29 protein-coding genes and 1 pseudogene are annotated in these 26634 nt (G+C 39.3%); 5 read left to right on the top strand and 25 right to left on the bottom strand.

Annotated elements, in window-relative coordinates:
- Both ACJHV0_RS06560 and ACJHV0_RS06555 read left to right on the top strand, forming a co-directional pair.
- Window positions 1-369 (top strand): capsular polysaccharide export protein, LipB/KpsS family (locus ACJHV0_RS06560; RefSeq protein WP_483133715.1); only part of this gene is annotated, 369 nt, incomplete at its 5' end.
- 23 nt (window positions 370-392) lie between these two features.
- Window positions 393-1604: a capsule biosynthesis protein gene (locus ACJHV0_RS06555; RefSeq protein WP_334232603.1), complete on the top strand. Its 1212-nt coding sequence runs from the start codon at window positions 393-395 to the stop codon at window positions 1602-1604.
- A 67-nt stretch (window positions 1605-1671) separates the two neighbouring features.
- Here the strand turns inward: ACJHV0_RS06555 and ACJHV0_RS06550 are convergent, their stop codons facing one another.
- The 21 genes from ACJHV0_RS06550 to ACJHV0_RS06450 form a co-directional block, all read right to left on the bottom strand.
- Complete coding sequence (locus tag ACJHV0_RS06550; protein ID WP_483133717.1) at window positions 1672-3132, bottom strand: FGGY-family carbohydrate kinase; 1461 nt, start codon at window positions 3130-3132, stop codon at window positions 1672-1674.
- Between the two features lie 125 nt (window positions 3133-3257).
- Window positions 3258-4244, bottom strand: a complete 987-nt coding sequence (locus tag ACJHV0_RS06545) for a TRAP transporter substrate-binding protein (protein WP_334235442.1) — start codon at window positions 4242-4244, stop codon at window positions 3258-3260.
- Window positions 4245-4333: 89 nt separating this feature from the next.
- Window positions 4334-5611 (bottom strand): TRAP transporter large permease subunit, encoded by a 1278-nt coding sequence (locus tag ACJHV0_RS06540; RefSeq protein ID WP_483133714.1) that lies wholly within the window; start codon window positions 5609-5611, stop codon window positions 4334-4336.
- Window positions 5608-6090 carry a TRAP transporter small permease gene (locus ACJHV0_RS06535; RefSeq protein ID WP_025235017.1) on the bottom strand — a complete coding sequence of 161 codons (483 nt, stop codon included), beginning with the start codon at window positions 6088-6090 and terminating at the stop codon, window positions 5608-5610. The genes ACJHV0_RS06540 and ACJHV0_RS06535 overlap by 4 nt, the downstream gene beginning before the upstream one ends.
- Window positions 6091-6098: 8 nt before the next feature.
- Entirely contained in the window at window positions 6099-6560 is a 462-nt protein-coding gene (locus ACJHV0_RS06530) for a NanQ anomerase/TabA/YiaL family protein (RefSeq protein WP_483133713.1), read from the bottom strand.
- Window positions 6561-6673: 113 nt separating this feature from the next.
- Complete coding sequence (yiaK, locus tag ACJHV0_RS06525) at window positions 6674-7672, bottom strand: 3-dehydro-L-gulonate 2-dehydrogenase (protein ID WP_483133716.1); 999 nt, start codon at window positions 7670-7672, stop codon at window positions 6674-6676.
- Window positions 7673-7906: 234 nt separating this feature from the next.
- The gene (locus ACJHV0_RS06520) at window positions 7907-9772 is read right to left on the bottom strand and encodes an SLC13 family permease (protein WP_025235014.1); all 1866 of its coding nucleotides are present in this window, start codon (window positions 9770-9772) and stop codon (window positions 7907-7909) included.
- A 183-nt stretch (window positions 9773-9955) separates the two neighbouring features.
- Window positions 9956-10471, bottom strand: coding sequence for an MltR family transcriptional regulator (locus ACJHV0_RS06515; RefSeq protein ID WP_025343172.1), 516 nt, complete (start codon window positions 10469-10471; stop codon window positions 9956-9958).
- An 8-nt stretch (window positions 10472-10479) separates the two neighbouring features.
- Window positions 10480-11619 (bottom strand): mannitol-1-phosphate 5-dehydrogenase, encoded by a 1140-nt coding sequence (locus ACJHV0_RS06510; RefSeq protein WP_483133712.1) that lies wholly within the window; start codon window positions 11617-11619, stop codon window positions 10480-10482.
- Window positions 11620-11676: 57 nt separating this feature from the next.
- Window positions 11677-13554 carry a PTS mannitol transporter subunit IICBA gene (locus ACJHV0_RS06505; RefSeq protein ID WP_483133711.1) on the bottom strand — a complete coding sequence of 626 codons (1878 nt, stop codon included), beginning with the start codon at window positions 13552-13554 and terminating at the stop codon, window positions 11677-11679.
- Between the two features lie 303 nt (window positions 13555-13857).
- Window positions 13858-14793 carry a KpsF/GutQ family sugar-phosphate isomerase gene (locus tag ACJHV0_RS06500; protein ID WP_334235438.1) on the bottom strand — a complete coding sequence of 312 codons (936 nt, stop codon included), beginning with the start codon at window positions 14791-14793 and terminating at the stop codon, window positions 13858-13860.
- 10 nt (window positions 14794-14803) lie between these two features.
- Window positions 14804-15601, bottom strand: a complete 798-nt coding sequence (srlR, locus tag ACJHV0_RS06495; RefSeq protein WP_483133710.1) for a glucitol operon DNA-binding transcriptional repressor SrlR — start codon at window positions 15599-15601, stop codon at window positions 14804-14806.
- A 41-nt stretch (window positions 15602-15642) separates the two neighbouring features.
- On the bottom strand, window positions 15643-16290 hold the full coding sequence (gene hxpB / locus ACJHV0_RS06490) for a hexitol phosphatase HxpB (RefSeq protein ID WP_025235008.1): 648 nt from the start codon (window positions 16288-16290) through the stop codon (window positions 15643-15645).
- 74 nt (window positions 16291-16364) lie between these two features.
- On the bottom strand, window positions 16365-16733 hold the full coding sequence (gene gutM / locus ACJHV0_RS06485; RefSeq protein ID WP_038643832.1) for a transcriptional regulator GutM: 369 nt from the start codon (window positions 16731-16733) through the stop codon (window positions 16365-16367).
- Window positions 16734-16817: 84 nt separating this feature from the next.
- Complete coding sequence (srlD, locus tag ACJHV0_RS06480; RefSeq protein ID WP_334235435.1) at window positions 16818-17606, bottom strand: sorbitol-6-phosphate dehydrogenase; 789 nt, start codon at window positions 17604-17606, stop codon at window positions 16818-16820.
- Between the two features lie 47 nt (window positions 17607-17653).
- Window positions 17654-18019 (bottom strand): PTS glucitol/sorbitol transporter subunit IIA, encoded by a 366-nt coding sequence (srlB, locus tag ACJHV0_RS06475; protein WP_176812097.1) that lies wholly within the window; start codon window positions 18017-18019, stop codon window positions 17654-17656.
- Window positions 18020-18092: 73 nt separating this feature from the next.
- Complete coding sequence (gene srlE, locus ACJHV0_RS06470) at window positions 18093-19085, bottom strand: PTS glucitol/sorbitol transporter subunit IIB (RefSeq protein ID WP_483133709.1); 993 nt, start codon at window positions 19083-19085, stop codon at window positions 18093-18095.
- A 31-nt stretch (window positions 19086-19116) separates the two neighbouring features.
- Window positions 19117-19671 carry a PTS glucitol/sorbitol transporter subunit IIC gene (gene srlA / locus ACJHV0_RS06465; RefSeq protein ID WP_025235004.1) on the bottom strand — a complete coding sequence of 185 codons (555 nt, stop codon included), beginning with the start codon at window positions 19669-19671 and terminating at the stop codon, window positions 19117-19119.
- 238 nt (window positions 19672-19909) lie between these two features.
- Entirely contained in the window at window positions 19910-20215 is a 306-nt protein-coding gene (locus ACJHV0_RS06460) for a heavy-metal-associated domain-containing protein (RefSeq protein WP_483133708.1), read from the bottom strand.
- A gap of 1 nt (window position 20216) precedes the next feature.
- A complete protein-coding gene (locus ACJHV0_RS06455; protein WP_483133707.1) occupies window positions 20217-20597 on the bottom strand; it encodes a mercuric transporter MerT family protein in 381 nt (126 codons plus the stop codon).
- Window positions 20572-21678, bottom strand: a complete 1107-nt coding sequence (locus ACJHV0_RS06450) for a transglutaminase-like domain-containing protein (protein ID WP_334232568.1) — start codon at window positions 21676-21678, stop codon at window positions 20572-20574. Before ACJHV0_RS06450 ends, ACJHV0_RS06455 begins: the two co-directional genes overlap by 26 nt.
- A 272-nt stretch (window positions 21679-21950) precedes the next feature.
- Here ACJHV0_RS06450 and ACJHV0_RS06445 point away from each other — a divergent pair, with 272 nt between their 5' ends.
- The gene (locus ACJHV0_RS06445; RefSeq protein WP_334234531.1) at window positions 21951-22979 is read left to right on the top strand and encodes an Abi family protein; all 1029 of its coding nucleotides are present in this window, start codon (window positions 21951-21953) and stop codon (window positions 22977-22979) included.
- A gap of 161 nt (window positions 22980-23140) precedes the next feature.
- Here the strand turns inward: ACJHV0_RS06445 and ACJHV0_RS06440 are convergent, their stop codons facing one another.
- The 4 genes from ACJHV0_RS06440 to ACJHV0_RS06425 form a co-directional block, all read right to left on the bottom strand.
- On the bottom strand, window positions 23141-24184 hold the full coding sequence (locus tag ACJHV0_RS06440) for a Gfo/Idh/MocA family oxidoreductase (protein WP_483133706.1): 1044 nt from the start codon (window positions 24182-24184) through the stop codon (window positions 23141-23143).
- A gap of 103 nt (window positions 24185-24287) precedes the next feature.
- Complete coding sequence (locus ACJHV0_RS06435; protein ID WP_334235431.1) at window positions 24288-24572, bottom strand: hypothetical protein; 285 nt, start codon at window positions 24570-24572, stop codon at window positions 24288-24290.
- Between the two features lie 29 nt (window positions 24573-24601).
- A complete protein-coding gene (locus ACJHV0_RS06430; RefSeq protein WP_006249756.1) occupies window positions 24602-24787 on the bottom strand; it encodes a zf-HC2 domain-containing protein in 186 nt (61 codons plus the stop codon).
- Complete coding sequence (locus ACJHV0_RS06425; protein ID WP_483133705.1) at window positions 24784-25350, bottom strand: sigma-70 family RNA polymerase sigma factor; 567 nt, start codon at window positions 25348-25350, stop codon at window positions 24784-24786. Before ACJHV0_RS06425 ends, ACJHV0_RS06430 begins: the two co-directional genes overlap by 4 nt.
- A gap of 108 nt (window positions 25351-25458) precedes the next feature.
- Here ACJHV0_RS06425 and msrP point away from each other — a divergent pair, with 108 nt between their 5' ends.
- Window positions 25459-26412 carry a protein-methionine-sulfoxide reductase catalytic subunit MsrP gene (gene msrP, locus ACJHV0_RS06420; protein WP_006249758.1) on the top strand — a complete coding sequence of 318 codons (954 nt, stop codon included), beginning with the start codon at window positions 25459-25461 and terminating at the stop codon, window positions 26410-26412.
- Window positions 26412-26634, top strand: a pseudogene (locus ACJHV0_RS06415) (protein-methionine-sulfoxide reductase heme-binding subunit MsrQ); the annotation flags it as partial. The gene msrP and the pseudogene ACJHV0_RS06415, both read left to right, overlap by 1 nt.

Raw genomic sequence — 26634 nt, 5'->3', positions numbered from 1 at the left:
TTAAAAGTGGATGAAGTGCACACAATGACTTCTCTAGCTGGGTTTGAAGCATTATTAAGAGGTAAAAAAGTGCATTGTTATGGAATACCTTTCTATGCAGGTTGGGGGCTAACGGAAGATTTATTACAAATAGAACGCCGTAATAAAACACTTACATTATCACAATTAATTGCAGCAACATTAATTTATTATCCGCTTTATATTGACCCCATTCAGGGTAAATTTATTGATGCCAATCAAGCCATTAATTTATTAATGCAACAGAAGCAACAATTATCTAATCACGGTATTAAGCGTTCTTGGATAAGTAAACAATATGGAAAGTTAAAACAACTTTATCGAGTTTTTAGTCAAACTTCACAGCATTAATTAAATTTAGCGAAGGTCTCTGAATGGAACATTATTTAGATGAATTAATTAAAAATAGCCAACGGATTTTGTTATTACAAGGTCCGATAGGATATTTTTTCACAGATTTTGCAAATTGGCTAGAAAAAGAACAAAAAACAGTCTTTAAATTAAACTTCAATGGTGGTGATGAATATTTTTATCCGAATGATAGATCTAATACCTTTGCTTATCGTGATAGTTTAGAAAATTTTGAAAATTTCTTAGTTAATTTTTGCCAGAAAAATAAAATAGATAATATCTTATGTTTTGGCGATAATCGTTATTACCATAAGATAGCTAAAAATGTTTGCTCAAATTTAGATATTATTTTCTGGGCATTTGAAGAAGGTTATTTCCGCCCCGAATATATTACGCTTGAAAAATGGGGTGTAAATGCATTTTCTCCACTGCCAAGAAATCAATCTTTCTTTTTAGAATATTCAAAATTAGATTCTCCTGAACCTGAAAAAGTTTCAAAAGGCTTTAAATATATGGCAAAGAGAGCTATCTCTTATTATTTAAAAGCCTATGAGAAGCGTAAAGAATATCCTAAATATCAACATCATCGTTTTATCAATTTAAGGTATTATCTTAATTTATGGTCAAAATCTATCATAAAAAGACTATGTTATTGGTTATATGATAGTGGCTTTGCAAAAAGAGTAGAAAATGGTGAATTCGGCAACTTTTTTATTGTACCACTACAAGTTTACGATGACACACAAGTAAGAGTACATAGCGATCAAAAAAGTGTTGAGATATTTTTACGAGAAGTGTTAACTTCTTTTGCAAAATTTGCTCCCTCACATTTAAATTTAATTATCAAACATCATCCAATGGATAGAGGGTTTATCGATTATAAAATTGTAATTTATGAATTTTTAGAAAAATACCCTCATCTAAACAATAAAGTTTTTTATATTCACGATGTACCTTTACCTGTTTTCTTAAGAAAAGGGAAAGGTATGGTTACATTAAATTCAACAAGCGGGCTTTCAGGTTTATTACATAATATGCCGGTAAAAACCTTAGGGCGAGCAAATTACGATTTTGAAGGATTAACGGATCAACAATCATTAGATACTTTTTGGGTGAACCCACAACCACCAAATGAGGAAGTCTTTAAAGGTTATCGCCAATATCATTTACATAAAACACATATTAACGGTAATTTCTATAATAAATCAATTCTTCGTTATCCCTATAATTTATAAACCACAAGCGGTCATAATTTGCAATTTTTACAAAATATGACCGCTTGTAAAACGTGTCTAAAGTCCGTTAAATCATTGCTTTAAGTGCCTCAGTTAGTTTTTGATAACGCTGATATTTCGTCTGATATGCTGCGTAATGTTCAGCATTTGGCTCAAACACTTGCATTTCTGCATTTAGGGCTTGTACTTGACTAATATCTAACCCAACACCTTGCATAGCCATTAATGCCGCACCTAAGCAGCCTGTTTCTTCCACTTGTGGTACTTCAAGCCTCATTCCTGTTAGATCCGCCAACATTTGCATCCAGACTGTTGATTTCACCGGTCCGCCTGTAACTCGCAGCACATTAGTTTGTGGGAAGCGAATAAACATACGGTTTAAGTGCGTCATTAAGCTAAACAGTACCCCTTCATAAATCGCTTGCAGCAAGTGCATTTGCGTATGGTAAGACTGCATTCCGTAGAAACTTGCCTGCATACCCAAACCTGCATTTGAGCCGTAAAGAAACGGCACAAACAACACCGAGCTACCTGCCGGTGGTAATGCGGCAATGCCCTCATTAATTTCTTGGTAGCTTAAATTGCTCCATTGTTTAACAAACCATTCCAAGTTGCCTGCCGATGTTGGGCTTGCCTCGTGCACAATAAATTTACCTGGCTCAGCATAACGCCCATAAACAAATGGTAATTCTTGGCTTAAATCGATATTATCAGTAATACCACTTACCACCGACCAAGTCCCTAGCACCACGTTGAGCTTTGTTTCATCATCTAAACCTGCACAGCGAGCCGTTGAAACCACATCAAATAAACCACCAACAACAAGCGTACCTACGGCTAAACCTGTTAATTTTGCCGCCTCTTCAGTTACATAACCTGCAATTTTATTCGGCTCAATCACCGGCGGTACTTTTTCCAACACATCAGGCATACCGAGCAAATCAGCTAAACTTTGATCGTATTCACCCTTCGCCATATTGTAGAGATTACTTTCAGAAATATTGGTTTCCTCGCAATGTAGCTCGCCGGTTAGGCAAAAACGCAAATAATCGTGCGACATCAGCACTGAGCCGATTTGTGCATAACGCTCGGGTTCATTTTTCTGTACCCATTTCAAAATGGAAACCGGATGACCTGTCCACAGCGTTTGGCGAGTGATGGGGTAAAGTTTCTGTGGAATTCCCTCAGCTTGCCACTGTTTCACAATCTCTAAAGAACGTTGGTCGGAAGAAAGAATGGCACGCCCAAGAGGTTGCTCATTTTTATCGAGCAAAAATGCCCCCTTGCCTTGGGCGGAAATGCCAACTCCTTTAATATCGCTTGGGTTTACGCCACTTTTTTCGATCGTTACACGTACCACTTCCGCACAAACCGCCCAAAGCTGTTGCATATCACGCTCTGCATAGCCTGCGGTTTCACTGATAACCGATACGTTTTCACGATGAAGTGCTTGAATATTGCCTTGATTGTCAAAAAGTGCGGCTTTGATAAAAGTACCGCCGCAGTCAATGCCGAGTGTGTAGTTCATCATATTTTCCTTACAACCTGAAGAAGAACAACAAGCGGTTGGATTTCGCAAAAAATTTGCAATTTCTTACCGCTTGTCGGTTTTAATGCGAAGTTATTATGTTAAGAGACTTACTTTAGCTTATATTATTGTGCCAAAGCATCCACTTTTTTCAATAATTCATCGCCGTGTTTTTCAACGAAAGCTTTACGAACTTCTGCTTCAATTACTGCTTTGAACGGTGCATTATCCACTTTCTCGATCACTTCGATACCCGCTTTGCGTAATTTCTCGATGATCTCTTGTTCGTTTTTCACGTTTAGATCACGTTGGAATTGACCCGCTTCTTTCGCCGCTTCTAATAATGCAGTTTGAAGTTCAGGTGCTAAGCCGTCAAATTTCGCTTTGTTCATTACCACGATTAACGGGGTGTAGCCGTGGTTGGTTAAGCTTAAGTGTTTTTGTACTTCATATAATTTTGCCGACCAGAAAATACCGATTGGGTGCTCTTGTGCATCTACCGCACGGGTTTCTAACGCTGTGTAAAGCTCAGATAACGGCATTGGCACCGGGTTACCGCCTAATAAGTTAAACGCTTGAATGTACATTGGGTTTTGGTTGGTACGTACTTTTAAACCTTTGATATCTTCCGGTTTGTTTACTGCGTGTTTTGAGTTAGAGAACGCACGGAAACCAACGTCCCAGAACGCTAAGCCTTTTAAGCCTTGAGCTTCTAAGTCTTTTAATAAGCCTTGACCGATTTCACCGTCTAACACTTTGTAAACGTGCTCACGATCTTTGAAGATAAACGGAATGTCGATCACGTTTAATTTTGGCTCTAAGCCGGTGAAGTTTGGTGAACCTGACATTTCGATATCAATAGTACCGCCACGCACGCCACTGATCATCGTTTGTGCATTACCTAGGGTGCTGTCCGGGAATAATTTTAATTTGATTTCACCTTTGGTTTTTTCAGCTAATAACTCATCGAATTTTTTCGCTGCGATGTGTTGGCTGTCTGAGCGTGGTGCTTCGTAACCGAAACGTAGTGAAGTTTCAGCCATTGCTGAAGAACTCATTACGGCTACACCTGCAACTAATGCGGCTAAAGTTTTTAAGTTAAAAAGTTTCATAGGGTTCTCCTGTGATAAACAAATTGTGGGCTGCAAGCGGTCAGTTTTTGCAAATTTTTTGCGATTTTTAACCGCTTGCAAGGTTAAATTTACTGCATCCATTCCAACGGTACGAGTACGAGCGATGGGAAGAATACCAATAAGAGTAACAAGAAAATCATCATCATCAAGTAAGGGAATACACCCTTAGCGGCTTGGTCAAACGGTAATTTTGATACACCGGTAATCACGTTTAACACGTTGCCCACCGGTGGAGTAATTAAGCCGATTGACGTATTTAAGATGAATAACACACCGAAGTACACCGGGTCGATACCCGCTTCTTCCACTAACGGCATTAGTACCGGCGTTAAGATTAATACCGTTGGGGTTAAGTCCATCACCATACCGATAATAAATACCGCAAGCATAATCACCAATAGTAAGGTCGTTGGGCTTTCAATTAACGGTTCTAAGAGTTCGGTGAGCATTGTCGGTAACTCTGCCACCGTGATTAACCAGCCGGTTACGTTTGCCGCTGCTACCAAGAACATTACCACTGCGGTCGTTTTTGCTGCCGCTAATACCACTTTGTATAAGTCTTTAAACTTCATTTCACGGTAAACGAACAGTGAAACAATCAACGCATAGAATGTCGCTACCGCACCTGCCTCAGTTGGCGTGAACATCCCTGAGCGGAAACCGCCGATGATGATCACAGGTAACAATAACGCCCAAATACTGTTTTTAAACGAGATACATAACTCTTCTTTGGTTGCTTTTGAGAAGGTCATTAAATCTAAACGTTTTGCCTGCCACCACCAAAGAGCAGCTAAGCAGATACCCATCATAATGCCCGGGAAAATACCGGCTAAGAACAGTTTAGTAATGGATACGCCACTTGCCACACCAAATACAATAAACGGAATACTCGGCGGAATGATTGGGGCGATAATCCCTGCCGTGCCGATTAAGCCCGCAGATTTATCAATCGGATAACCAGTGGTTTTCATCATCGGTAACAACATTGCTGCTACTGCCGCCGTGTCCGCTACCGCAGAACCGGAAAGGCTTGCCATAATCATTGCGGCTAAGATTGCCACAAAACCCAAGCCACCCCGTTTGTGCCCCACTAACTTCATCGGTAAGTCGATAATGCGTTTAGACAAACCACCTTCGTTCATAATTTCACCGGCAAGGATGAAGAACGGGATCGCCATTAGTGAGAAGCTGTCTGCACCACTGACGATTTGTTGAGCAAGGATTTGAGCATCAAACAGATCTAAGTGCAGCATTAAAGCCACGCCGCAGACTAAAAGTGCAAAGGCAACCGGAATGCCTAATAAAATCGAGCCAAGTAATACGGAAAGAAAAATTACAACAGTCATTTACTTTCTCCTTTCGCAATTACGCCAATGGTTGCAACAATGCGTACAACAATTAAGATACCGATTAATACACCTGCAACCGTGCTTGCAAGGAAAGTAATGCCTTGCGGTAAGCCTGAAATTGGGGCAAAGTTATTCAAGTTAAGATTAAATTGAATCCAACTACCATCTACAATTAAGTAGCAGCAGAACAACATCGCTAAATCAGTAAACACACTTAAAATATTTCTACCAACCGGCGATAATTTGTCTGTCAGCATTGTTACTCTAACGTGCTGGTTTTCACTAAACGCCAATACAGCACCTAAGAAAGCAAGCCATACAAACATATAACGTGAAACTTCTTCTGTAACGTTAATACTGCTATTAAAGCCGTAACGTAATACGACATTGAGGAAAACCAAGATAGACATAGCGGATAAAATAATTACCACCAATGCCTCTAATGCTTTTCCAACTAATTGAGCAAAGGCTTTCATAAACTACCTCAAATTTCACTCATTTTAATTTTTACCACCACTTTGCGGATTTTTGCTTCTCCTGCAAAAATAGCTGTTCGGTGTGTATCCTCAGGGAAGAACACTGCAAAATTACCTGCCTCACAGCGGAATTCATTTTCATTTTGCACCGATGCATAAAATTGAATATCACGCTCAGGGTTATATTCCACCGCAACAGGGTTATTGCCTAAATCAATGGATGCCGCCATTAATTCCACACCTTTGTGTAAATATTGCACGTCTAAATAATTTTGATGCACTTCCGGCTGATAAGCAGATTTTTCTTTCGTTTCAAGATCTAACACTTGAACGTAAATATCACGCCCTTTGAGTTCGTAAACGCCGGCTTCCATCGCATCAAAATCGGTATTTTTTAAATAATCCAAGGCGAATTGAATCGCTTTTGGATATTGAGCAGGATTGTAATTTGAAATATGACCGAAAAACATTGATTGCTCCGTTTTGCAAAATTTTTTGGAAATTGAACCGCTTGTATTTTTTCAGATGAACGATACATTCGCTCGATCTAATCCCCCTCTTTAGAAAAGAGGGGAGTTTTTCTTTACAACGCCTGCAATTTCGCCCAAACGGTATCATCTACCGGAATGCCGTTGGCTTTGTTATCAGCAAGAATTTGGGTAAATTCGTGTCCCGGTAAGCGAACTGCTACATCTGGGTCTGCACGCTCTGCTGTGCGAACATAATCCATAATACGGTTGAGTTTTTCGTCTTTGGTTTTGCCGTCAATTAAGCGATCCACTTCAATAGCGATATAGACTTGTGAAACGCAGTATTCGTCATCTTTATCTTCGGTTACTGCCGCTGTAGATTCACCGTTAGAAAGCAATGTTGCGATCATATCTAACACAATAGATAAGCCTGAACCTTTCCAGAAGCCCATTGGCATTAAGCGGCGGTTTTTCTCCACAGTTGCCGGATCACGGGTTGGGTTGCCTTCATCATCAAAACCGGCATCTACGAAAGTTTGGCGACCTGCTAAGCGGTGAACTTCCAACATTCCGTAAGAGTACATTGAACAAGACATATCCACCATTGTGATTGGATTTGTCGGCACTGCGATGATTAACGGGTTCGTTCCGATACGGCACTCTTTTGCACCCCAAGGTGGCATTACCGCTAAGGCATTCGTCCAGCAGATACCGATGTAACCTTTTTCTGCCGCTTGCCAGCCGTAAGAACCGCCACGCATCCAGTGGTTTGCGTTACGCAATGCCACCACACCGATACCGTTTTGGGAAGCAAGCTCCATCGCTCTGTCCATCATTTTTTTGGCGGTTAAGTTACCGATAGCTTGGTGAGCGTCCCACTGCTCAATAGCACCTAATGATAATACCTTCGTCGGCTCGGCTTCAGGGATCACATCACCGTTCTCTAACTGTTGAATAAAACGTGGGAAACGGTTTACCCCGTGTGAATACGCACCAGCTTGGGTAGTATCCGCAAACACGGTTGCACACTCTTCCGCAATTTCTTCACGCACGTTACGGGAAAGTAAAACACGTTTAAATTGAGCTTTTAAATCGTCATAAGACACTCGAATAGTCATTTTGGATACCTCTAAAAGTTAAAATTTCAAATAGTAAAATTACGTTTCATAAGGTACTCTTAAGGCAGTTTAAAGTCAATCAAAGCAAAAATATAAAAATCATTTAAAATCAAATAGTTATAAATATTTTTGTAAATTTGAGAGGTAGATCACACTTTTGAGAAGGCAAGCAAGCGGTCATTTTTTTGTAAAAATTTACAAAAAAATAACCGCTTGTATTGAAAGAAATTAGAGTGGGAAAAGCAGAGGAATCACAAATACCGAAACCAGCATCACCAGCACCGTAAACGGTACACCGACTTTGACGAAATCCACAAATTTATAACCAGCCGGGGCAAGCACCATTGTGTTTACCGGTGAAGAAACCGGTGTCATAAAGGCAGCAGAAGCGGAAACCGCTACAATCATTGCAAACGGAGCAGCTGAGTAGCCTAATTGGTTAGCGATAGCAATCGCAATCGGCATCACCAAAATCGCCGTTGCGGTATTGGAAATAAACGCACTTAGAATTGCCGTAAAAACAAATAATACAATCAAGACAAAATGCACGTCTAAACCCTGCATCACATCAAGTAAAAGGCGGACGGTTAAATCTACCCCACCTGTTTTTTGTAAGGCGATAGAAAACGGCATCATACCCACAATTAAAATAATGCTTGGCATATGAATGGAATCATAGGCACTTTTTACATCAACACAGCGGAATTTACCTAGCATCAAACAAGCAATCAGCGCCGCCATCACATTCGGTACAATGCCTGTAATCATCAGCACCACCATTGTGAATACAGAAAAAAGAGCGTGCGGTGCTTGGCTTAGAGCCGGCGGTGCATTTTTGCTTTCTGTTGGGGCTCTTAGCAAGAAGAAATCACGGTGATCACCGTCCATTCGGTGAATTTGCTGCCAAACCCCCATTACTAATAACAAATCCCCAAATCTCAACGGCGTATCAAGCAATTCATCTTGTATGATTTCACCACCCCGTTTTAAACCGACAATGCTTAAATGATATCTTGAGCGAAACTTTAACTCTCGAATGGTTTTGCCGATACATTCAGCCTCAGGCATTACTGAAATTTCCGCCATACCTACCGAGCGATAATGGGTCGAGAAAAACTCACCCTTTAGTTCAATCGGGCGAAGCTTAAGCTCCTCGCAACGTTGTTGATAGGCTTCATCGTCTAAGGCGGTATCGAGTAACAAAATATCTTTGGGCTGAAACACTTCATTTACAGAAGCATTTATCGTGATGGTTCTGAAATGTTTATTACGTTGAATGGCGACAATGTTCAAGCCGTGCACAATGCGTAAATCCAGTTGCCCAATGGTTTTGCCGACACAGATAGAATCAGGCTCAACTAATAGCATTTTGGCTCTGCCACGTAGTTGGTATTCTTCAATTAAGTGAGACATCGAAAAATGTTTAGCTGAGTTTAGCTCCTCACGCTGTTCACCATTATCTAACCAACGGCGGGCAACCAGCATATAGCCGATACCTAGCACTAAAATGATTAAGCCAATCGGCGTAAAGCTAAAGAAACTAAAGCCTTCAAAGCCCGATTTTACTAATTCGGAATGAGCAACAAGATTGGGAGGCGTGGCAATTAGGGTCATCATACCGCTGATCAAACCTGCAACACTCAACGGCATCATTAAACGGCGGGGGGAAATTCCCATTCCGGCACAAATCGCTAATACCACAGGAATAAAAATCGCCACAATGCCGGTGGAACTCATAAAAGATCCTAGCCCTGCAATGGAAAGCATTAATAGCACTAATACCTTTGTTTCACTTGCTCCCGAAACACGCATTAGCCAATCGCTTACTTGATTTGCTACCCCTGTTCGCACTAAGGCTTCGCCCACAATAAAAAGGAGAGCAATCAGCACTACATTTGGATCGCTTAACCCAGCTAATACCTCTTTTACCGACAAAATGCCCGTTAGGCTAAAAAAGAGCATTACAATTAAGGCAACAACATCCATCCGCAGTTTGTTTTGGATAAATTGCCAAATGGCAAACACAAGGAGAGCCATTACCCAAAAGAGCGGCTGCTGTAAAAAATCAGGCACGAAAGCAAGAAGCGATTGCATAGTCTTATCCTCCAAAATAGTTAGAGATAGATTACACCGCTTTAGGGAAATAAAAAAGTCGAGAAGATCAAAAAGAGAAGGAATTTAGGTGGATACACTGCGTGCATCTATTAATTTATATTTGTAAAATTTTAGCAAAATCTAACCGCTTGTAAATGGACGCACAGAGTGCGTCCCTAACGATTATAACGGGCTTTCCACATTTAACTGTTCATCAATTTCGGTAACCGCCAAAATCAAGCTGGAACGCACGATCTTTTCTAACCGCATTTGCTGCATTTGAAACAACATTGAATCTTTATTGCCTTTTGTTGCTTTTACATTCAGCAATTCATTAATCGGCAAAAAATCGACGTGGTTTAAATCTTTGGCAAATTGCACCACCGCAGGGTGGGAGAAGGAGAAGTCTTCTTCTTCTTCGCTTAAATGGGATTTCACTTCAAGAAAAAGCGAAATATCTTCAAACACTTTAGGCGAAATCACACCTAAGCCGAGTAAAACTTTTAAGCGAACAGAAAGATCAGCGAGTGGACCTTGATGTTCAAACAAGGAATCCACCACTGACTTTAATGCAAAATCCGTTTTGCGAAACACTCGCTCAATCAACTGCTCCACCGCATTGGTGAACAGCTGATTTGCGGTGGCGAGAAAGCCCCGTAACGTGGCTTCCTCACTAAGTTTGTCGATGTAGTCCACAATATCCAGACTTACTGATATAACCCAACAACCTTCGCAATCACAGCTTGGTCGGTTAAACCGGTGTATTTCTCAACTGCTGCGGCTACACCGTGATTTGCAATAAATTGGCTCAATTCGACCGCTTGTGAGTCTTCTTCATTACGATATTGCAACGCCATTACCACGCCATTCACTAAGTTGCTATATGGTAAACCATATTCTAATGTGCCTGAAAGTGGCTTAATTAAACGATCATTCGGGCTGAGTTTGCGGATTGGCTCACGACCGACACGGTTTACATCATCGTTTAAGTATGGGTTGGCGAAACGTTTGAGAATTTTCTCGATATAGGTTGCGTGTGCTGCCTCATCAAAACCATAACGTTTAATTAATACCGCACCGCTCTCTTCCATTGTGGCTTTAACTTGGGCTTTGATTTCATCAATTGCAATCGCTTCTTTGATCCATTGCACACCAGCTTGTTTGCCTAAATAAGCACAAATTAAATGCCCTGTGTTAAGTGTAAATAATTTACGCTCCACAAATGCCATTAGGTTATCGGTTAATTCCATTCCTTTAATATCTGGAATTGAGCCTTTAAATTGAGTTTTATCCACAATCCATTCACTAAATTCTTCAACCGTTACTTCAAGCGGATCGTTTTCGTTTAGCTCTGCCGGTGGCACAATTCTATCTACCGCAGAATCCACAAAACCGACCAATTTTTCCACTTCTGCTTGTTGCTCAGCAGTTAAGTTTTCAAAAATCTTGCCTTTAAAGAACGTTGTACCACGCACCATATTTTCACAGGCAATAATGTTTAACGGTTGAGTATTACCGCTTTCCACACGAGCCACTAGTGCTTTTGCAAAAAGTGGGGCGATAAAGCCTAATACGTTTGGACCAACGGCAGTGGTAATTAAATCAACTGTTTTAACTTGTTCGATAACCGCCGCTTCATCTTTAGAATTGATCGCCGCAATATTTTTAACCATTTCAACACGGCTTGCATCGCCCACAATTTTCACGCCATACTGTTTGTTTTGGTTGATTTGGTCAATTTGAGGTTGGTTAATATCAGCAAAAGTAACGAACACGCCGCTATCTGCCAATAATTTACCGATAAAGCCACGTCCGATATTGCCTGCACCGAAATGGAGTGCGTTCATAATTTGTTCTCCGAAAAATTAATATAAAGACAAAGGGGCGAAAGTCGCCCCATAATATTATTTAGCCAATAATGCTAATACTTCATCTACATTTTGAGTTTGCGTTAAAGTTTGCATTGCTTGTTCATCATCTAAAGCGTTGGTAATCGCACTTAAAATCTGAATGTGGTCATTGCCTTTTGCCGCAATACCTACCACTAATTTCGCTACACCATCTTCTTCATCGGTGAAGCGAACACCGTTCGGATATTGGCAAACCACGATACCTGTTTTCAGTACGCTATCTTTCGCATCCGCTGTGCCGTGTGGAACGGCTAAACCTTCACCTAAGTAAGTCGAAACTAACTCTTCACGAGCAAACATTGCATCAACATAACTTGGTTGCACAAAGCCAGCTTTCACTAATTGTTCACCAGCAAAGCGGATAGCTTCTTCTTTGCTGTTTGCCGTTAAACCTAAGAACACTTGCGATGCTTGAAGTTTTAAGCCTTCTTCTTGTGCTCCTTCAACCACAACCGGATTTGCAAAATTTTGGCTATTTTCAACCGCTTGTTGTGGCTGGTTGTTGCCTAATTTCGCAATTAAGCTGTCGTAAAACGCACTGTCTAAGAAATTGGTTAAAGATAAGTGTTGAGCTGATGCAACACGTTGTTGTGCACGAGCAGTCAAGTCTTTGTGAGTGATAACCAACTGAGCATCTTTCGGTAAATCGTTAATCGCTAAGTTTTGTACTTCAATGTTTAAGCCGGCTGCTTGTACTTTTTTACGTAACATACTTGCACCCATCGCACTTGAGCCCATACCTGCATCGCACGCTACATAGATTTTACGGATATTGCCGTTTACCGCAGCTACCGCCACACCTTTGCTCTCTGCTTTCATTGCTTGGGTTTGTGCTTGTGCATCTTCTAATGAAGCATCAGTTTTTTGTGTTTTAAGTAATACTGAAGCAATCGCAAAAGTTACCGCACAAGAAAGCACTACAGAAGCAATTACCGCAAAATGTGCACCCGGTGCAGTCATCGCAAGGATTGCAAAAATAGAACCCGGAGAAGCCGGAGCGATTAAGCCACCGCCTAATAATGAGTTAGTTAAAACGCCTGTTGCACCACCTGCGATTACCGCTAAGATTAAACGTGGGCTCATTAACACATATGGGAAGTAAATTTCGTGGATACCCCCTAAGAAGTGAATGATTGATGCACTACCTGCCGTTTGTTTTGCTGTACCACGACCGAAGAACATATAAGCAAGCAAGACACCAAAGCCTGGGCCCGGGTTCGCTTCAATCAAGAACAGGATAGATTTACCCACTTCCTGTGCTTGTGCTGTACCAAGCGGAGTGAATACACCGTGGTTGATTGCATTGTTTAAGAATAGGATTTTCGCCGGCTCAACGATGATAGAAGTCAGTGGTAATAAACCAGCCTCAACTAATGCACCCACGCCAGCACCTAATGCCGCAGAAATTTGGGTTACAATACTACCGATGAACGCAAATGAAAGCATCGCTAAAATCATACCGATGATACCGACCGAGAAGTTGTTTACCAACATCTCAAAACCGCTTTTCACTTTACCGTCAATCGCTTTATCGAATGCTTTAATCGCCCAGCCGCCTAATGGACCTACAATCATTGCACCTAAGAACATCGGGATTTCAGAACCCACGATGATCCCCATTGTGGTAATTGCACCCACAACCGCACCACGTTCGCCGCCGACTAATTTACCACCACTGTAACCAATCAAAAGCGGTAGCAAATAAGTAATCATCGGACCAACCAGTTTAGCGAAGGTTTCATTCGGCAACCAACCTGTTGGAATAAAGAGAGCAGTGATGAAGCCCCAGGCAATAAATGCACCGATGTTTGGCATCACCATATTAGAGAGAAAGCGTCCAAAGCCTTGAACTTTCACTTTTAAATTAGACATAAGAACCTCGAAAAGGAGAGAAAATTAGGGTTGAATAAATCCTGTGCAAAATAGCACCATTTTAAAAAGTTACAAAAATATTTCTCTCAAAAATGTGAACCAGATCACATTATTTTTTTTAGGCGTAATTTAAAAATGTGATCTTGATCACATTTTTAATTTTAATACAAAAAAACCAAACAAAATTTGTTCGGTTTTAATAGTAGGGACACACTGCCTGCATCCAAAAATATATTTCTTTTGCAAAATTTTAATAAAAAATAACCGCTTGTAAACGGACGTACGCAGTGCGTCCCTACAAAATTAACTCGAGAACTCTATCAAGCCGGTAACTTTACCGTTGTCATCAACCGCAATAAGCGAGTGAATTCTAAGCTCTTTCATTAAATCTTCCGCTTTGACTAAGAATACGGAATCATTAATCGTTTTAGGATTGTGAGTCATAATTTCTTCTGCGGTTTTGCTTAGGCTTTCCGCACCGTATTTGGCTAAAGTTCGACGAATATCACCATCGGTAATAATCCCTTCCAATTTTCCCTCGTGCATAATGACTGCAACGCCCATTCTGCCTTCGTTCATCACAGATAAACATTCAGTAAACGGGGTATTGAGATCGGCAATCGGCAAGTTTCGCACCATTACATCTCTCACTCGATTTAACAATCTTCTACCAAGGCTGCCACCCGGGTGGAAGCGGGCAAAATCTTCAGGGCGGAAATCACGGGCTTTCATTAATGCAATCGCCAATGCATCACCTAATGCCATAGTAACCAACGTCGAGCTGGTTGGAGCAAGATTGTTCAAGCAAGCCTCACGCTCTACGCCGATATTTAAAATCACATCCGCATTTCGCCCAAGTGTGGAGTAAGGATTGCCCGTCATCGCAATAATTTTGTTACCGAAATTTTTCAGGCTGGGAATCAGCTTATTCACATCATCGGTTTCGCCACTGTTGGAAATTAAAATGACCATATCAATCGGCTTTAGCATTCCTAAATCGCCGTGGAAAGCTTCTGTCGGATGAAGGAAAAAACTTGGCGTTCCTGTGGAGGCAAATGTCGCCACCATCTTTTTCCCCACTAATCCTGATTTGCCAATACCACCTACCACCACTCGCCCTTGACAAGCCAGCATCATTTCAACGACCTCATTAAATTCTTCAGAGAGTCGATGGTTTAGCGTGATAATCTGCTGAGCGTAAAGGCTTAGCGTTTCTTTTGCACTGTCTAAATGATTCATTTTTGTGCCCTTATACAACTAACAACTCAATTCCTTTCGATTTAATTTGTTCTCTCATTTCTTGAGATAATCCTTCATCGGTAATAATAGTATGGATTTTCTCTAAACCACAAACGATATTGGGGCTTTTACGTCCAAATTTACTGGAGTCCGCAAGTAAGACAATTTTATTTGCAGCATCGCACATTAGAGAACTGACTTTATATACTTCATTGAAAGTCGTTAATCCAACATCTAAATCTAATCCATCAGTACCGATAAAGAGTATGTCAAAATTTGAACCAATAAAAGCTGATTCAGCAAAATAACCGTGAAATGATGCTGATTTTTCACGAAATGTGCCACCGGAAATAAGTAAGTTATACGATTTATTGAGTTTTAAAATTTCATTAAAAATCGTTAAACTATTTGTCATTAAAGAGAGATTATCAAATGGTTTTAGATAGGGAATCATTTGAAGCACTGTACTGCCCGCATCAAAAATAATAGAGTTTCCTTCATTAATTAATTCTGCGGCTTTTTGTCCAATACGTTGTTTTTGTTGAAGATTAATACCGGTTTTCTGTGCGATCGGTTTATCTTCCTTATCTGTAGTTGCTATTTTTTCTTTTCTATCAAAGGTTTCATCCGAAATTAACACAACACTACCATAAGTTCGTAGCACTTTATTATCATCTTCTAAAGCAGTGAGATCTTTACGAATAGTTGCCCCTGTTAGCTTAAAATAAGCTGCAAGCACATCCACTTCCGTTCTACCGTGATTGGCTAAATACGCTAAAATTTGTTGTCGTCTTTCAAATGGTTTCATTTTTATCTCCAATTAGCAACGATTGGAGATTTCAATCTATGCTAATACTGTTTTAACTTTGTGATTACATCTAAAAGGGAAAACATTCTTTCATCAGCAATCGAAAATTTTTCGTTTTGATAATGTGGATTAACTAAAAAAGTGGTTAAATTTGCCGCTTTTGCTGCGATTAAGCCCGTTACACTATCTTCAATAACAATGCATTCTTGTTTCTCAATACCAAGTTTCTTTACTGCACTCAGATAAACAGCCGGGTGTGGCTTGCCGTAATCTTCGTCCATTGCGGTACATTGAATAGGGAAGTAATCCCATAATTTTAAACGATCAAAAACCGCCTCGATAATAACCGGTGGCGATGATGTTGCCACAGCAAGTCTGATATTATTAGACTGTAAGAAATCCAATAATTCATATAATCCTGCTAACGCAGAGCCTGATTTTTGTATCGCATTACAACCATAAGTAAGAATAGCCTCACTTAATTCGGCATTAGAAATCGTTAAATTGAATTTTTTTATCCAAGTTTCGCTAAGTTCATCTATGCGTTTACCCCTTGTAAATTTTTCACAATCTTCAACCGTAATATTAATTCCTAACGTTTCTAATACTTCAATTTGGGCTTCCGCCCATTGGGGTTCTGAATCAATCATTACCCCATCCATATCAAAAATGACACTGCTTATCTTCATTCTTTCCTCTCTATATTATCTCATTTCAAATAAAAAATATTCAAAATGAAATAAAAATTATATTATTTTTGATCCTAAGCATTATATCCGGAAGAGATAGCTACTTTTAAGGCAAACTGTGAGCGTTTATCCGTTGGAAAGATTTTTTCTGGTACAATTTCATCAATGGATAAGCCAATCACGTCATCTAATTTTTGTGGTCGAGCAAAAACAGAGAATCCTTTCATACAAAGGCTATCAACAATTTTTTTCTGCTCATCAAATACCAGCACAATAATGGATTTTGGATTAAAGCGACCACTGTTACGCCCAACAGTTACTTTTCCTTTCCGGCTAATTTCCATAAAGGCTTGATTAAATGCTTTGATTTGAAGCCACCCGAATAAAATTTGTAAAAGCCACATTACTATAGCAAAAATAATGAAGACGGTTGTTGAATTCATTGCTCCTCCAAATAAAATACAAGCGGTCGATTTTGTTCATTTTTTTGCAACTTCCATAATGAACAGAACCAACCGCTTATGCTCTTAGAACATCACCTGTCCGCCGGTAATATTAATAGACTGTCCTGTGCAATACGCCGCTTCTTCGCTGGCATAGAATTTTAAGACATTCAATACATCTTGATAATCACAACCACGTTTTAAAGGTACTTTATCGATATAAACCTGTTCTACTTCGCTTTCCGGAATACCAAGTTTCGCTGCATATTGTGGAATTAACGATTGGAACATCGGTGATTTCAATAAATTACCTAACATTAATGAATGCACGGTAATGCCTTTATCTGCTAAATCTAACGCTAAAGATTGCGTTAAGCCTACGCCGCCAAATTTTGCTGCACTATAACCTGAATTATATTTACTACCCACTTTACCCGATTTTGAGTTAATTTGAATAATCCGTCCTTTAATTCCATCACGAATCATTAAACGAGAGAAATGTTTTGCGGTTAAGAAATAACCTGTTAAATTCACTTTTACCGATAAATCAAAATCGTTTAAATTGAAATCCCAAATAGGTGATGCTTTTGCCGTTCCTGCACTATAAACTAATACATCAGCACGCCCAAATGCGGAATCGGTAGCGTTAGCTAATGCTTCAACACTGGGCTCATCTCCAGCATCTACTTGCACGCCAATCGCATTACCTTCGCCTTGTTTTGCATTAATATCTTTAGCCACTTTTTGTGCATTTTCGCCGTTTAAATCAGCAACAACTACACGATAGCCAGCATCAGCTAACCCTTCAGATAAAAAAGCTCCAAGTGTTTGACCACCACCTACAACGATAGCCACTTTTTTTTCATTTTTCATAATGTATTCCTCTAAATTTTCAATTTGAAATAAGTTGTAATCCGTTATTAATCACGCTTGATAATCAAGGTTGAATTTTCCGATAAACCTTGCGGTGGTGTTCCGATAACGTGAACACTTCCCGGAAATTCAGCCTCTGTTGAACGATCAAAGCGGAAAGTGATGTGTCCGAGCGATGATAAGTTTTCTGATGCAACGCTACCGACTGCCGTAATTGGATAATCTACACCATCAAACTCTGCAATATCGCCTACTTGTAAAGGGCTACTTAATTCAGATGGATTATGAATGAAGCAATAATCTTCCAAGTCTGCAGGAGCACCCTGTTTAAAAGTAATTAACATATTGTCTTGTAAAGATTCTTGAGCAAAATTACCAATTTTAGTAAAGGTTGTTGTATAAATAATTGCCATATAGATGTTCTCTCTTTATTTACAAGCGGTGCATTTTGCAAAAAAATTTGTAAATTTAACCGCTTGTAATTCATTATTGATAGATAAATGCTGAAACTGCCCAAGCAACCAGCACTGTTGGTGCACCTGTTAAGAAACGACCAACCAATACGGAAGGAACGCCCACTCTTACGGTATCTTGTTTTGCTTCTGCCATTGAAAGACCGACAGGAATAAAATCACAAGCAGCTTGAGCATTAATTGCGAATAAAGCAGGTAAGGCTAGATGTGGTGGAATATTGCCTAAACCGATTTGTGTACCTACTAACACCCCAATAACTTGTGCAATAACCGCTCCAGGACCTAAGAATGGCGAGAGGAGAGGGAATGAGCAGATCAAGGCTAAAATCACTAATCCGATTGGACTGTTAGCTAACGGTGTCAAGCCGTGTGCAATCACATCTCCTAAGCCTGAAGCAATAATGATCCCGATTAAGGCGGAAACGAATGCCATAAACGGTAAAATGGTTTTAAGCACGGTATCAATCGTATCTCGTCCGGCTTGGAAGAATAATGCTGCAACAGAGCCCATTCCCATTCCAATTTTTGCTAATAAACCATCACTTTGCTCGGTAATTTTTTTACTTGAGTCATACTCTTTCGCTTGGCTTGGAACGACTGTTTTGGGCTCAGTAACTACAGAAGAAGCCTCTTCTGCATCAACTAAGCGAATGTTATGCTCTTTTACCGCCGATACATAAATATCTTCTACGATAAATTCAGCTAATGGACCTGATTTACCTGTTGCGTGAATATTAATAGTTGGAATACGGCGTTTCGGATAAAGCCCACAACGTAATACACCACCACAATCAATAATCGCAATACCAATTTCTTCCGCCAGTGGCTCGCCATCTTTGAAGCCGTCTACTGCCTCCCAGCCTGTTAATTCCACTAATTTATTCACAATGGCAGGGCGTGTTCCTCCTGTCATATAAAGCACTTTTTTGCCTTCTACTACAGGTAATGTTAATGGACCACCCCAACCGCCATTGCCTTTTTCAATATAAATAGCTTTGTTACTCATAATACATTCCTCTACTTTTCATTCTGTTTAATTAGTGAGATAAATGAACTTCTTTATCTAATGTAATACCCATTCGCTTTTCAAAAAATGCGGTAGTGAAGTCCGTAATCCAGCCACGGAAGAAGTTAGTGAACATACCTACTAACAAATAGCTGATAGCTAAAGGACCAAGCGGTAAGCCTAATGTGGTTAATCCACTGGCGATACCTAAGTAAACGAATAACTCGCCCGGATTGATATGAGGAAATAATCCATTCATTGAGTGGCAACTATAAGATGCAGCTGCATAGTAGCTAGGCTTGTAACGCTCAGGTAAGAAACGCCCTAAGCTCAATGTCATCGGATTACAAAAAACAAATGTTCCGATAACAGGTAAGATTAAATAGCGAGAAATCGGGTTTCCTGCACTGCGTTGAGCAAGTCTTTCAATACGATCTTGCCCAATGAATTTGATCAATGCATTCATTACTACCAGTAATGAAATTAAAAGAGGCAAAATACCGTTTATCATTCCAACTAAGGTTTCACCACCTTTTTGGAACAAACCGATAAACCATTCTGCTCCGTGTGTGATTGTTTCGATCATAAAGACCTCCGTATTTTTCAAAATAAAAATTACATTTTTTCATCTCTGTGTCGAGATGTGCAAATAGTAAAACATTTTCATTTTGAAAACTGTGATTAAGATCACAAAACCAGAAAAATATTTCAAATTAAAGCAATTTGGTTTTATTTTGAAAACAAATATAGATGAATACTTTGATAAGAAAATGAGAGAGGGATTAATAAAAGAAAAAGCTCAAACCTTTGTTTGAGCTTATTTCTTACATCACTTTTGCAGAATATTTCAATTTTTCGACCGCTTGTATTAACGCTTGATTATCCACATTCGCTTTGGCGACTACGGTTGCAGTTCGTTCTTTCATTGAGGCTTTGGTCGAAATTACGCCCTCTACCGCTCGCAGTTCTTTATTTACTAAATAGACACAAAGTTGGCAGTACATTTCAGGAATGTGAAGTACCACTGTTTTTTCAGCTTGTTGTATTTCGGTTTGAACGGCTTTTTCTTGTGCATAACTTGAATTAATCAATCCAAAAGCCAACAACATAGATGCGACATATTTTTTCATTTTATTCTCCGCCCCACATTTCCAAAATGTACGGCAAAACATAAGGGTAAGTTAAAAAGAAAATAACCACCACAAACACCACCCAATACAAAATCACTAAGGTTCTGCGGGAAAAGTATTTAGTGCAGATAATTTTGTTAGAAAAATTCAACAGCCAAAAACCGTAACCAAATGCCAAAAGGGAGAGAATCAGCATTGGAATTTGCAAAAATTCGAGCTGATTTAATTCCATCAGCCAAGGAGATGAAATTCCAAACAACAAATAAATGAGCGGTGCAATGCAGCACAAGGTGGAACTCACCGCTGTTACTACAGCGGTGATACACATTGTAATGAATTTGTTGTTATAGCTACTGTTATAATTCTTTGGAGATGAGCTCATAGCCAAATTCTTTTGCATCAAAGGAATTTAACGGATCGCCACCTACTTCTGCATACGGATAACCGAAGTTGTTAAGCGGTGCTAACTCAGGTTGTGGATATAAGTTGAAATCACGACCGTGATTAAAACCTACCCAGTTCATTTCCCAGTTGCCGAATAAATATTTAGAGACAGCCTGAACATCAGCATCTGTTACTTCTTTTTTCTCAGCTAAACGCATTTTTGCTACATCGGCAGAATCCACCGGTACCCAACCGAATCCGGCTAAATAGAATTCCGCACGGCAGTGTTGTCCGCTGTTTTCGTTCGCAATACCGTCTTTTGAACTACCGAATGCGGTTTTGGAATATTGGCTCATTTTATCCGCTTTACCTAAACGGATACCAAACACTTCACGTGCCGGAATGCCTGAGGCACGAGCTAATGCAACAAATACGGAGTTAATGTCGGTACATTTGCCTTTTAACACTTTGGTGGTGAGGATTTTCTCTACATCACCATCGCCACAACCCAACACAGAGTTATCACGCTCCATATTATTTACTATCCAGTTGTGGATAAGTTCGGCTTGTTTGAGAGGATTTTTCTCGTTACCCACAATTTTATCGGCATACTCTTTCACAATACCGTCTGTTTTAATGTGTGCCGTTGGTTTTAAGTATTCCAAAACATCCACAGAATAGATGATTTTTTCCGGCATTTGGTAATCTTTCAACGCTCCTTGAGCCATCGGCTCACGGTCTTGAGTTTGGATAACCAACTTCACTTTCATATCACGTTTCGGTGCATCTTTATCCCAAGTAGCATAAAGCGTTTTTGCACCATAAGCGTTATTTTCGGTGATATACGCCGTTTTATAGCTGCCTTCAAATTCAATGGATTTAACAGTTTGATAGTCGGTATCAGACGGCAGCGGAATCCATAAATTCGTTGTGCCGGAAGAACCTTGTGGAACCACTAAATCATAAGATTGGGTAAATTCGTAAGTATGAGTGTTGGTGTGGAAATTATTGTGTTGAACCGGGGCTGCAAAAGCGGTTGCACAGCTTGATGCAACAAGAGAGGCAATAAGTTTATTCATTTGAGATGATCCTTATTAGATTGAAGAAACAGTTAAAACTTAACATATTAAGTATTCTAACTACGGATGAGGTTGCATATTAGCCAATTGAAAGGGGAAAAGCAATGGAAGTTAGCTAAATTATATTATCAAGGAAGCATTATTAGATTTAGATATAGTTGTAAAAAATATCTTCTGTGATATTATAATAAATAACATACCTGCTATGCCTATGACTAAGTTCACTTAGTTACGCACAAATTTGCAGGTTTTTTTTTACACGGAAAATAGAAATGAGCCAATTCATCAAACCAGCTAAATCTAATTCAGAACTTGTACAACAGTGGAAAGAGAGAGGTTTAATTATTCCCGATGAAACCCGTGCCGAACGCTATTTAGAGCATATTAGCTATTATCGTTTTTCTGCTTATACGATTCCCTTTCAGCAACTAGGTAATACTTCTCATCAATTTAAGCCTGATACCAAATTTAATGATATTCTTAACTTATATATTTTCGACCGTGAACTAAGATTAATAGTGCTTGATGCGATTGAACGTATTGAAGTATCTATTCGTACAAAAATTAGTAATGAGATGAGCATACAATCTCAAAATCCTTTTTGGTATATTAAAGAAGATTATTTCCAAAATAATTTTAATCTTTACCGCCTTCTAGCTAATATCGAAAAACAACTTACTGATGAGCAACAACGATTAGAACGTGATGAAAAGCATATTTTAAAAAGATATAAAAACAACAATATTGACGATAAAGAGCGTGATCGCTTACTCAATAATGTTCGTAAAGAAAATTTCTTACGGCATTACCTCACACAATATAACACACCTAAATTATTACCTTCTTGGATGATGATTGAAATGCTAACTTGGGGAGAGTTAAGCCATTTATACTCAGGATTATTAGAAAAATACCAAAAGCCAATAGCACAACATTTTGGTGTACAAGCACCTATTTTAGAGTCTTGGCTAAAAGTCTTAAATGATGTACGAAATATTTGTGCTCACCACAGCCGACTATGGAATAGAGAATTTGGACGTATTATTAAAATCCCAATAAGTAAAAACACACAATGGCTTTCGTCTGCAATTTCATTAAATAATACAAATATTAATGCAGATAAGCGTCTTTATCCTATTTTGGTTGCTATTCAAGTGATGTTATATGAAATTAGCCCTAATTCTACTTGGATAAAAAGACTAAAAGAATTATTAGATAACTACCCTCAAATTCAAAAAGAATATATGGGGATTCCACAAAATTGGGAGTTGGATAGTTTTTGGGATAAGGCGTTAAGATAGAGAAATAATATTCCGAATTTAGTTAGATATTTTGACTAACAGTTAGATTTTTAAATTAACTGAGTATTAAAAGGCACAAACGTGGATGCTTATGCCATAAGAGGGAAAATGAATATATTTTCCCCATTTTTTATTCCAAGCGGTCAGAAATGATCAAAATTTTACAAATAGATTTTTTGCCCTGATTTTGCACTTCCAAATACACCGTTAATCACTTTGAGTACAAAAATGACTTCCTCTAGCTTGATAATCGGCTCGGCGTTGTGGGCTATCACTTGGTATAAATTATCAAACAGATTTTGATAACTGACTTCTGCATTTGGATAGGGCTGGCGAACCACATTGCCTTCCACTTCAGTGTGTAAAATTCCCCAGTTCTCCTTTTCTTCGAGATTCCAATCTTTGCCAATAGGTTGTACGCCATTTTTCAGCAAATCTTCTTGATTATCGGGAGTTTGTTTCAGGTAAGAGCCTAATTTTCCGTGTAATACAAATGTCGGGCTTGGTTCACGAGCATATCGGCTGGCTTTCAGCACCACTTTAAAACCGTTAGCATAATAGAGCTGAATATCAAAGTTATCATCAACCAATGCCCCTTCGTGCTGATAACGCACATCAGCATACACCGCCTCCGGCTTCCCGAAAAGATACAAAGCTTGGTCAATTAAATGTACACCTAAGTCATACACTAAACCTGTGCCAAGCTCGCCTGATTCTTTCCATACTTTAGCATTTTTCTCTTTCGCATAACGGTCAAAACGAATTTCACAATCTACCAACTCTCCCAGTAAATTTTGCTCCATTAGCAATTTTGCCGTCGCAATATGGCTATCCCACCGGCGGTTTTGGTACACATAAAGTACCTTTCCTTGCTGCTTTGCAAGTGCTGCTAACTCTTCCGCCTCAGCCGCTGTTGCCACTAACGGTTTCTCCACTAAAACGTGTTTGCCTGCAAGCAATGACTCTTTTACCATTGCATAATGAGTTTGATTCGGTGTAGTAATCAGCACTAAATCCACTTCTGGCGTTAAAAGAGCGTTGAAATCCCGCACTGTTTCTGCATTCGGCAACCATTCTGCCGCATTGTTAGAGGTACGTTCATATACCTTTACAATATTAAAACGAGCATCTTGTTTCAAAAACGGGATATGAAAAACTCGGCTGGAAAAGCCAGCACCTGCGATGGCAATATTGATGGGCTGCATAGACAATCCTCATAAAATTTTGATGTTATCTGCTTAAATAAACAAGCGGTCAAATTTTAGGAAAATTTTGCAAAAAACAGATAAAATACGACCGCTTGTTTAACTAATCGTAGGTTTTGCAAACAATATCTTTTTCTTCACAAAACATTTCACTGTGGTTTGCAAGGCATTGCTTTTGTACATTTAATTTAGCTCTGCCTCGGCTACTATGTTCACTACGATATTCCTGAGTAAATGGCTTTAGAGTACAAATGTGAACCTCTTTAGAATCAAGTGGATCTGAGACGCCAATGATAATCGGCATAGGGATACCGGCTTGCCCTGTAGGAGTAACTGGCACGACACAGCCACTTAATAGTATGCTTAAACTTATTAACCAATAACGCATATTTTTCTCCTTTTAAAATGTATAATAAATCAGAACGGAGCATCTTTATCGTTACAGTAAGCTCTTAATATCTTGCCTAATTTCTTGGTATTTTTATTAAAATTGCGGCATTTAGGGCATACCAAAAGATGCAACTGCAAACGCATATGTTGTTGCAAACGAAGTTTCTCATCACAAGACTGTGAAATAAGTTCTGTTGCTTGCCTGCATTTCATTTTGATTCCTCTCTAAACCAATTGCGAGATAAACACTCTTGTAAACGTAAACGAGCACGATAAAGTAATACATTTAAGTTAGAGAGAGAAATTTCGCATTCATGGCAAATTTCCGCACTACTCATCTCCAAATGTTCACGCATCATAAATACTCGTGCTTGCTGGGCGGGTAATTTATTTAAACAAATATCAAAAATTGCCCAAAATTCTTTTTGGTAAGTTGATTGAGCTATCCCCCTCCATTCAGTTACATCTTGATGTTCCAACCAATGATCGTGGCGATCGAAAAAGGCACTTGGTGATTCTTCTTCCTCACATAGAGAACTGACCGGAATATGTCGTTTTCGTGTTCTGAGGAAATCTAAAATTTTGTTCTTTAAAATAGCAAAAATCCAAGTTTTAAGTGCAGCTTCTCGCCGAAAAGAGGCTGAATGCTTATAGGCATTGGTTAAGGCATCTTGTACAACATCCTCGGCTAAATCTTTATCGGCTAGTTGTAGGGTGGCAAATTTAACCATTTGCTTTCTAATCTCTTCTATCTGTATAGAAGATAGACTCTTCATATATCTCCTTTAGGGAATACCCAATAAAAAATTACACTTATTTTGTAAGAATTCTAGATCAGCTTAGTCCAAAATAATAACAACAATTCATAAAAAAAGGATAGTTCGATGAAAAAATTAACAATTCAAGATGTTACACCTGAAACTATTTTCTACCAACGCCGTAAAATTATTACTGCGTTAGGTTTAGGTATTGCAGCTTCTGCATTGCCTAAAGTAAGTATGGCAGAAACACAAAGACACTTGCAATCACTACAGTTTAAACCGGATCCCAATAAAGGGCTTGAACTCACTCCGGAAAACAAAGTAATAGGCTATAACAATTTCTATGAGTTTGGTGTGGATAAAAGTGCACCGGCAAAAAATGCGGCAAACTTCAAAACCGATCCTTGGACATTGGAAATTGGCGGCGAAGTTGAAAATCCGTTTAGCTTAAATCATCAACAATTGCTTAATACGTTTCCACTAGAAGAACGCATTTACCGTTTTCGCTGTGTTGAAGCGTGGTCAATGGTTGTGCCGTGGATAGGCTTTGAGTTAGCTCGCTTAATTGAGATGGCAAAACCAACCAGTAAAGCCAAATATGTGGTCTTTCACACTTTATATGATCCTGCACAAATGCCGGGGCAAAAAAATCGCTTGCTAGGCGGTGGGATTGATTATCCTTATGTAGAAGCTTTACGCTTAGATGAAGCCTTAAATTCATTAACACTACTATCCGTCGGTTTATACGGTAAAACCCTGCCACCGCAAAACGGTGCACCTATTCGCTTAGTCGTACCTTGGAAATATGGATTCAAAAGCATTAAGTCGATTGTGAAAATCACCTTTGCTGAAAAACGCCCACTCACTACTTGGGAAAGTCTTGCTCCAAATGAATATGGCTTTTATGCTAATGTGAATCCAAATGTTGATCATCCACGTTGGTCGCAAGCATCTGAACGAGTAATTGGTGCAGGCGGGTTATTATCCGTCAAACGCCAACCAACACTAATGTTTAATGGCTACGAAAATGAAGTGGCAAATTTATACCGTGGCTTAGATTTAAAGGTGAACTACTAATGCTAACCGGATTACGCATACTCATTCATCTTGGCTGCTTATTACCGCTAGTTTGGGTGGCTCAGCTATTATATACAGGTAATGAAACGGTATTAGGTGCCGATCCGATCAAAGAACTAGAGCATTTTCTCGGTTATGGTGCGATCGTCATTTTTTGTATAATGTTTCTACTTGGTATTGCCCTACAATACCTAAAGAAAAATCAGTATCAAATTTTACGCC

It is taken from the genome of Mannheimia sp. (assembly GCF_056854775.1).
The sequence above is the reverse complement of the archived record's forward strand: the minus strand, read 5'-3'. Positions and strand labels throughout refer to the sequence as shown.

Coding starts and splice junctions, on each gene's coding strand:
- ACJHV0_RS06555 (WP_334232603.1), top strand. CDS start 393: ATGGAACATTATTTAGATGAATTAATTAAAAATAGCCAACGGATTTTG.
- ACJHV0_RS06550 (WP_483133717.1), bottom strand. CDS start 3,132: ATGAACTACACACTCGGCATTGACTGCGGCGGTACTTTTATCAAAGCC.
- ACJHV0_RS06545 (WP_334235442.1), bottom strand. CDS start 4,244: ATGAAACTTTTTAACTTAAAAACTTTAGCCGCATTAGTTGCAGGTGTA.
- ACJHV0_RS06540 (WP_483133714.1), bottom strand. CDS start 5,611: ATGACTGTTGTAATTTTTCTTTCCGTATTACTTGGCTCGATTTTATTA.
- ACJHV0_RS06535 (WP_025235017.1), bottom strand. CDS start 6,090: ATGAAAGCCTTTGCTCAATTAGTTGGAAAAGCATTAGAGGCATTGGTG.
- ACJHV0_RS06530 (WP_483133713.1), bottom strand. CDS start 6,560: ATGTTTTTCGGTCATATTTCAAATTACAATCCTGCTCAATATCCAAAA.
- ACJHV0_RS06520 (WP_025235014.1), bottom strand. CDS start 9,772: ATGCAATCGCTTCTTGCTTTCGTGCCTGATTTTTTACAGCAGCCGCTC.
- ACJHV0_RS06510 (WP_483133712.1), bottom strand. CDS start 11,619: ATGAACGCACTCCATTTCGGTGCAGGCAATATCGGACGTGGCTTTATC.
- ACJHV0_RS06505 (WP_483133711.1), bottom strand. CDS start 13,554: ATGTCTAATTTAAAAGTGAAAGTTCAAGGCTTTGGACGCTTTCTCTCT.
- ACJHV0_RS06500 (WP_334235438.1), bottom strand. CDS start 14,793: ATGAATCATTTAGACAGTGCAAAAGAAACGCTAAGCCTTTACGCTCAG.
- srlR (WP_483133710.1), bottom strand. CDS start 15,601: ATGAAACCATTTGAAAGACGACAACAAATTTTAGCGTATTTAGCCAAT.
- hxpB (WP_025235008.1), bottom strand. CDS start 16,290: ATGAAGATAAGCAGTGTCATTTTTGATATGGATGGGGTAATGATTGAT.
- gutM (WP_038643832.1), bottom strand. CDS start 16,733: ATGAATTCAACAACCGTCTTCATTATTTTTGCTATAGTAATGTGGCTT.
- srlD (WP_334235435.1), bottom strand. CDS start 17,606: ATGAAAAATGAAAAAAAAGTGGCTATCGTTGTAGGTGGTGGTCAAACA.
- srlB (WP_176812097.1), bottom strand. CDS start 18,019: ATGGCAATTATTTATACAACAACCTTTACTAAAATTGGTAATTTTGCT.
- srlE (WP_483133709.1), bottom strand. CDS start 19,085: ATGAGTAACAAAGCTATTTATATTGAAAAAGGCAATGGCGGTTGGGGT.
- srlA (WP_025235004.1), bottom strand. CDS start 19,671: ATGATCGAAACAATCACACACGGAGCAGAATGGTTTATCGGTTTGTTC.
- ACJHV0_RS06460 (WP_483133708.1), bottom strand. CDS start 20,215: ATGAAAAAATATGTCGCATCTATGTTGTTGGCTTTTGGATTGATTAAT.
- ACJHV0_RS06455 (WP_483133707.1), bottom strand. CDS start 20,597: ATGAGCTCATCTCCAAAGAATTATAACAGTAGCTATAACAACAAATTC.
- ACJHV0_RS06450 (WP_334232568.1), bottom strand. CDS start 21,678: ATGAATAAACTTATTGCCTCTCTTGTTGCATCAAGCTGTGCAACCGCT.
- ACJHV0_RS06445 (WP_334234531.1), top strand. CDS start 21,951: ATGAGCCAATTCATCAAACCAGCTAAATCTAATTCAGAACTTGTACAA.
- ACJHV0_RS06440 (WP_483133706.1), bottom strand. CDS start 24,184: ATGCAGCCCATCAATATTGCCATCGCAGGTGCTGGCTTTTCCAGCCGA.
- ACJHV0_RS06435 (WP_334235431.1), bottom strand. CDS start 24,572: ATGCGTTATTGGTTAATAAGTTTAAGCATACTATTAAGTGGCTGTGTC.
- ACJHV0_RS06430 (WP_006249756.1), bottom strand. CDS start 24,787: ATGAAATGCAGGCAAGCAACAGAACTTATTTCACAGTCTTGTGATGAG.
- ACJHV0_RS06425 (WP_483133705.1), bottom strand. CDS start 25,350: ATGAAGAGTCTATCTTCTATACAGATAGAAGAGATTAGAAAGCAAATG.
- msrP (WP_006249758.1), top strand. CDS start 25,459: ATGAAAAAATTAACAATTCAAGATGTTACACCTGAAACTATTTTCTAC.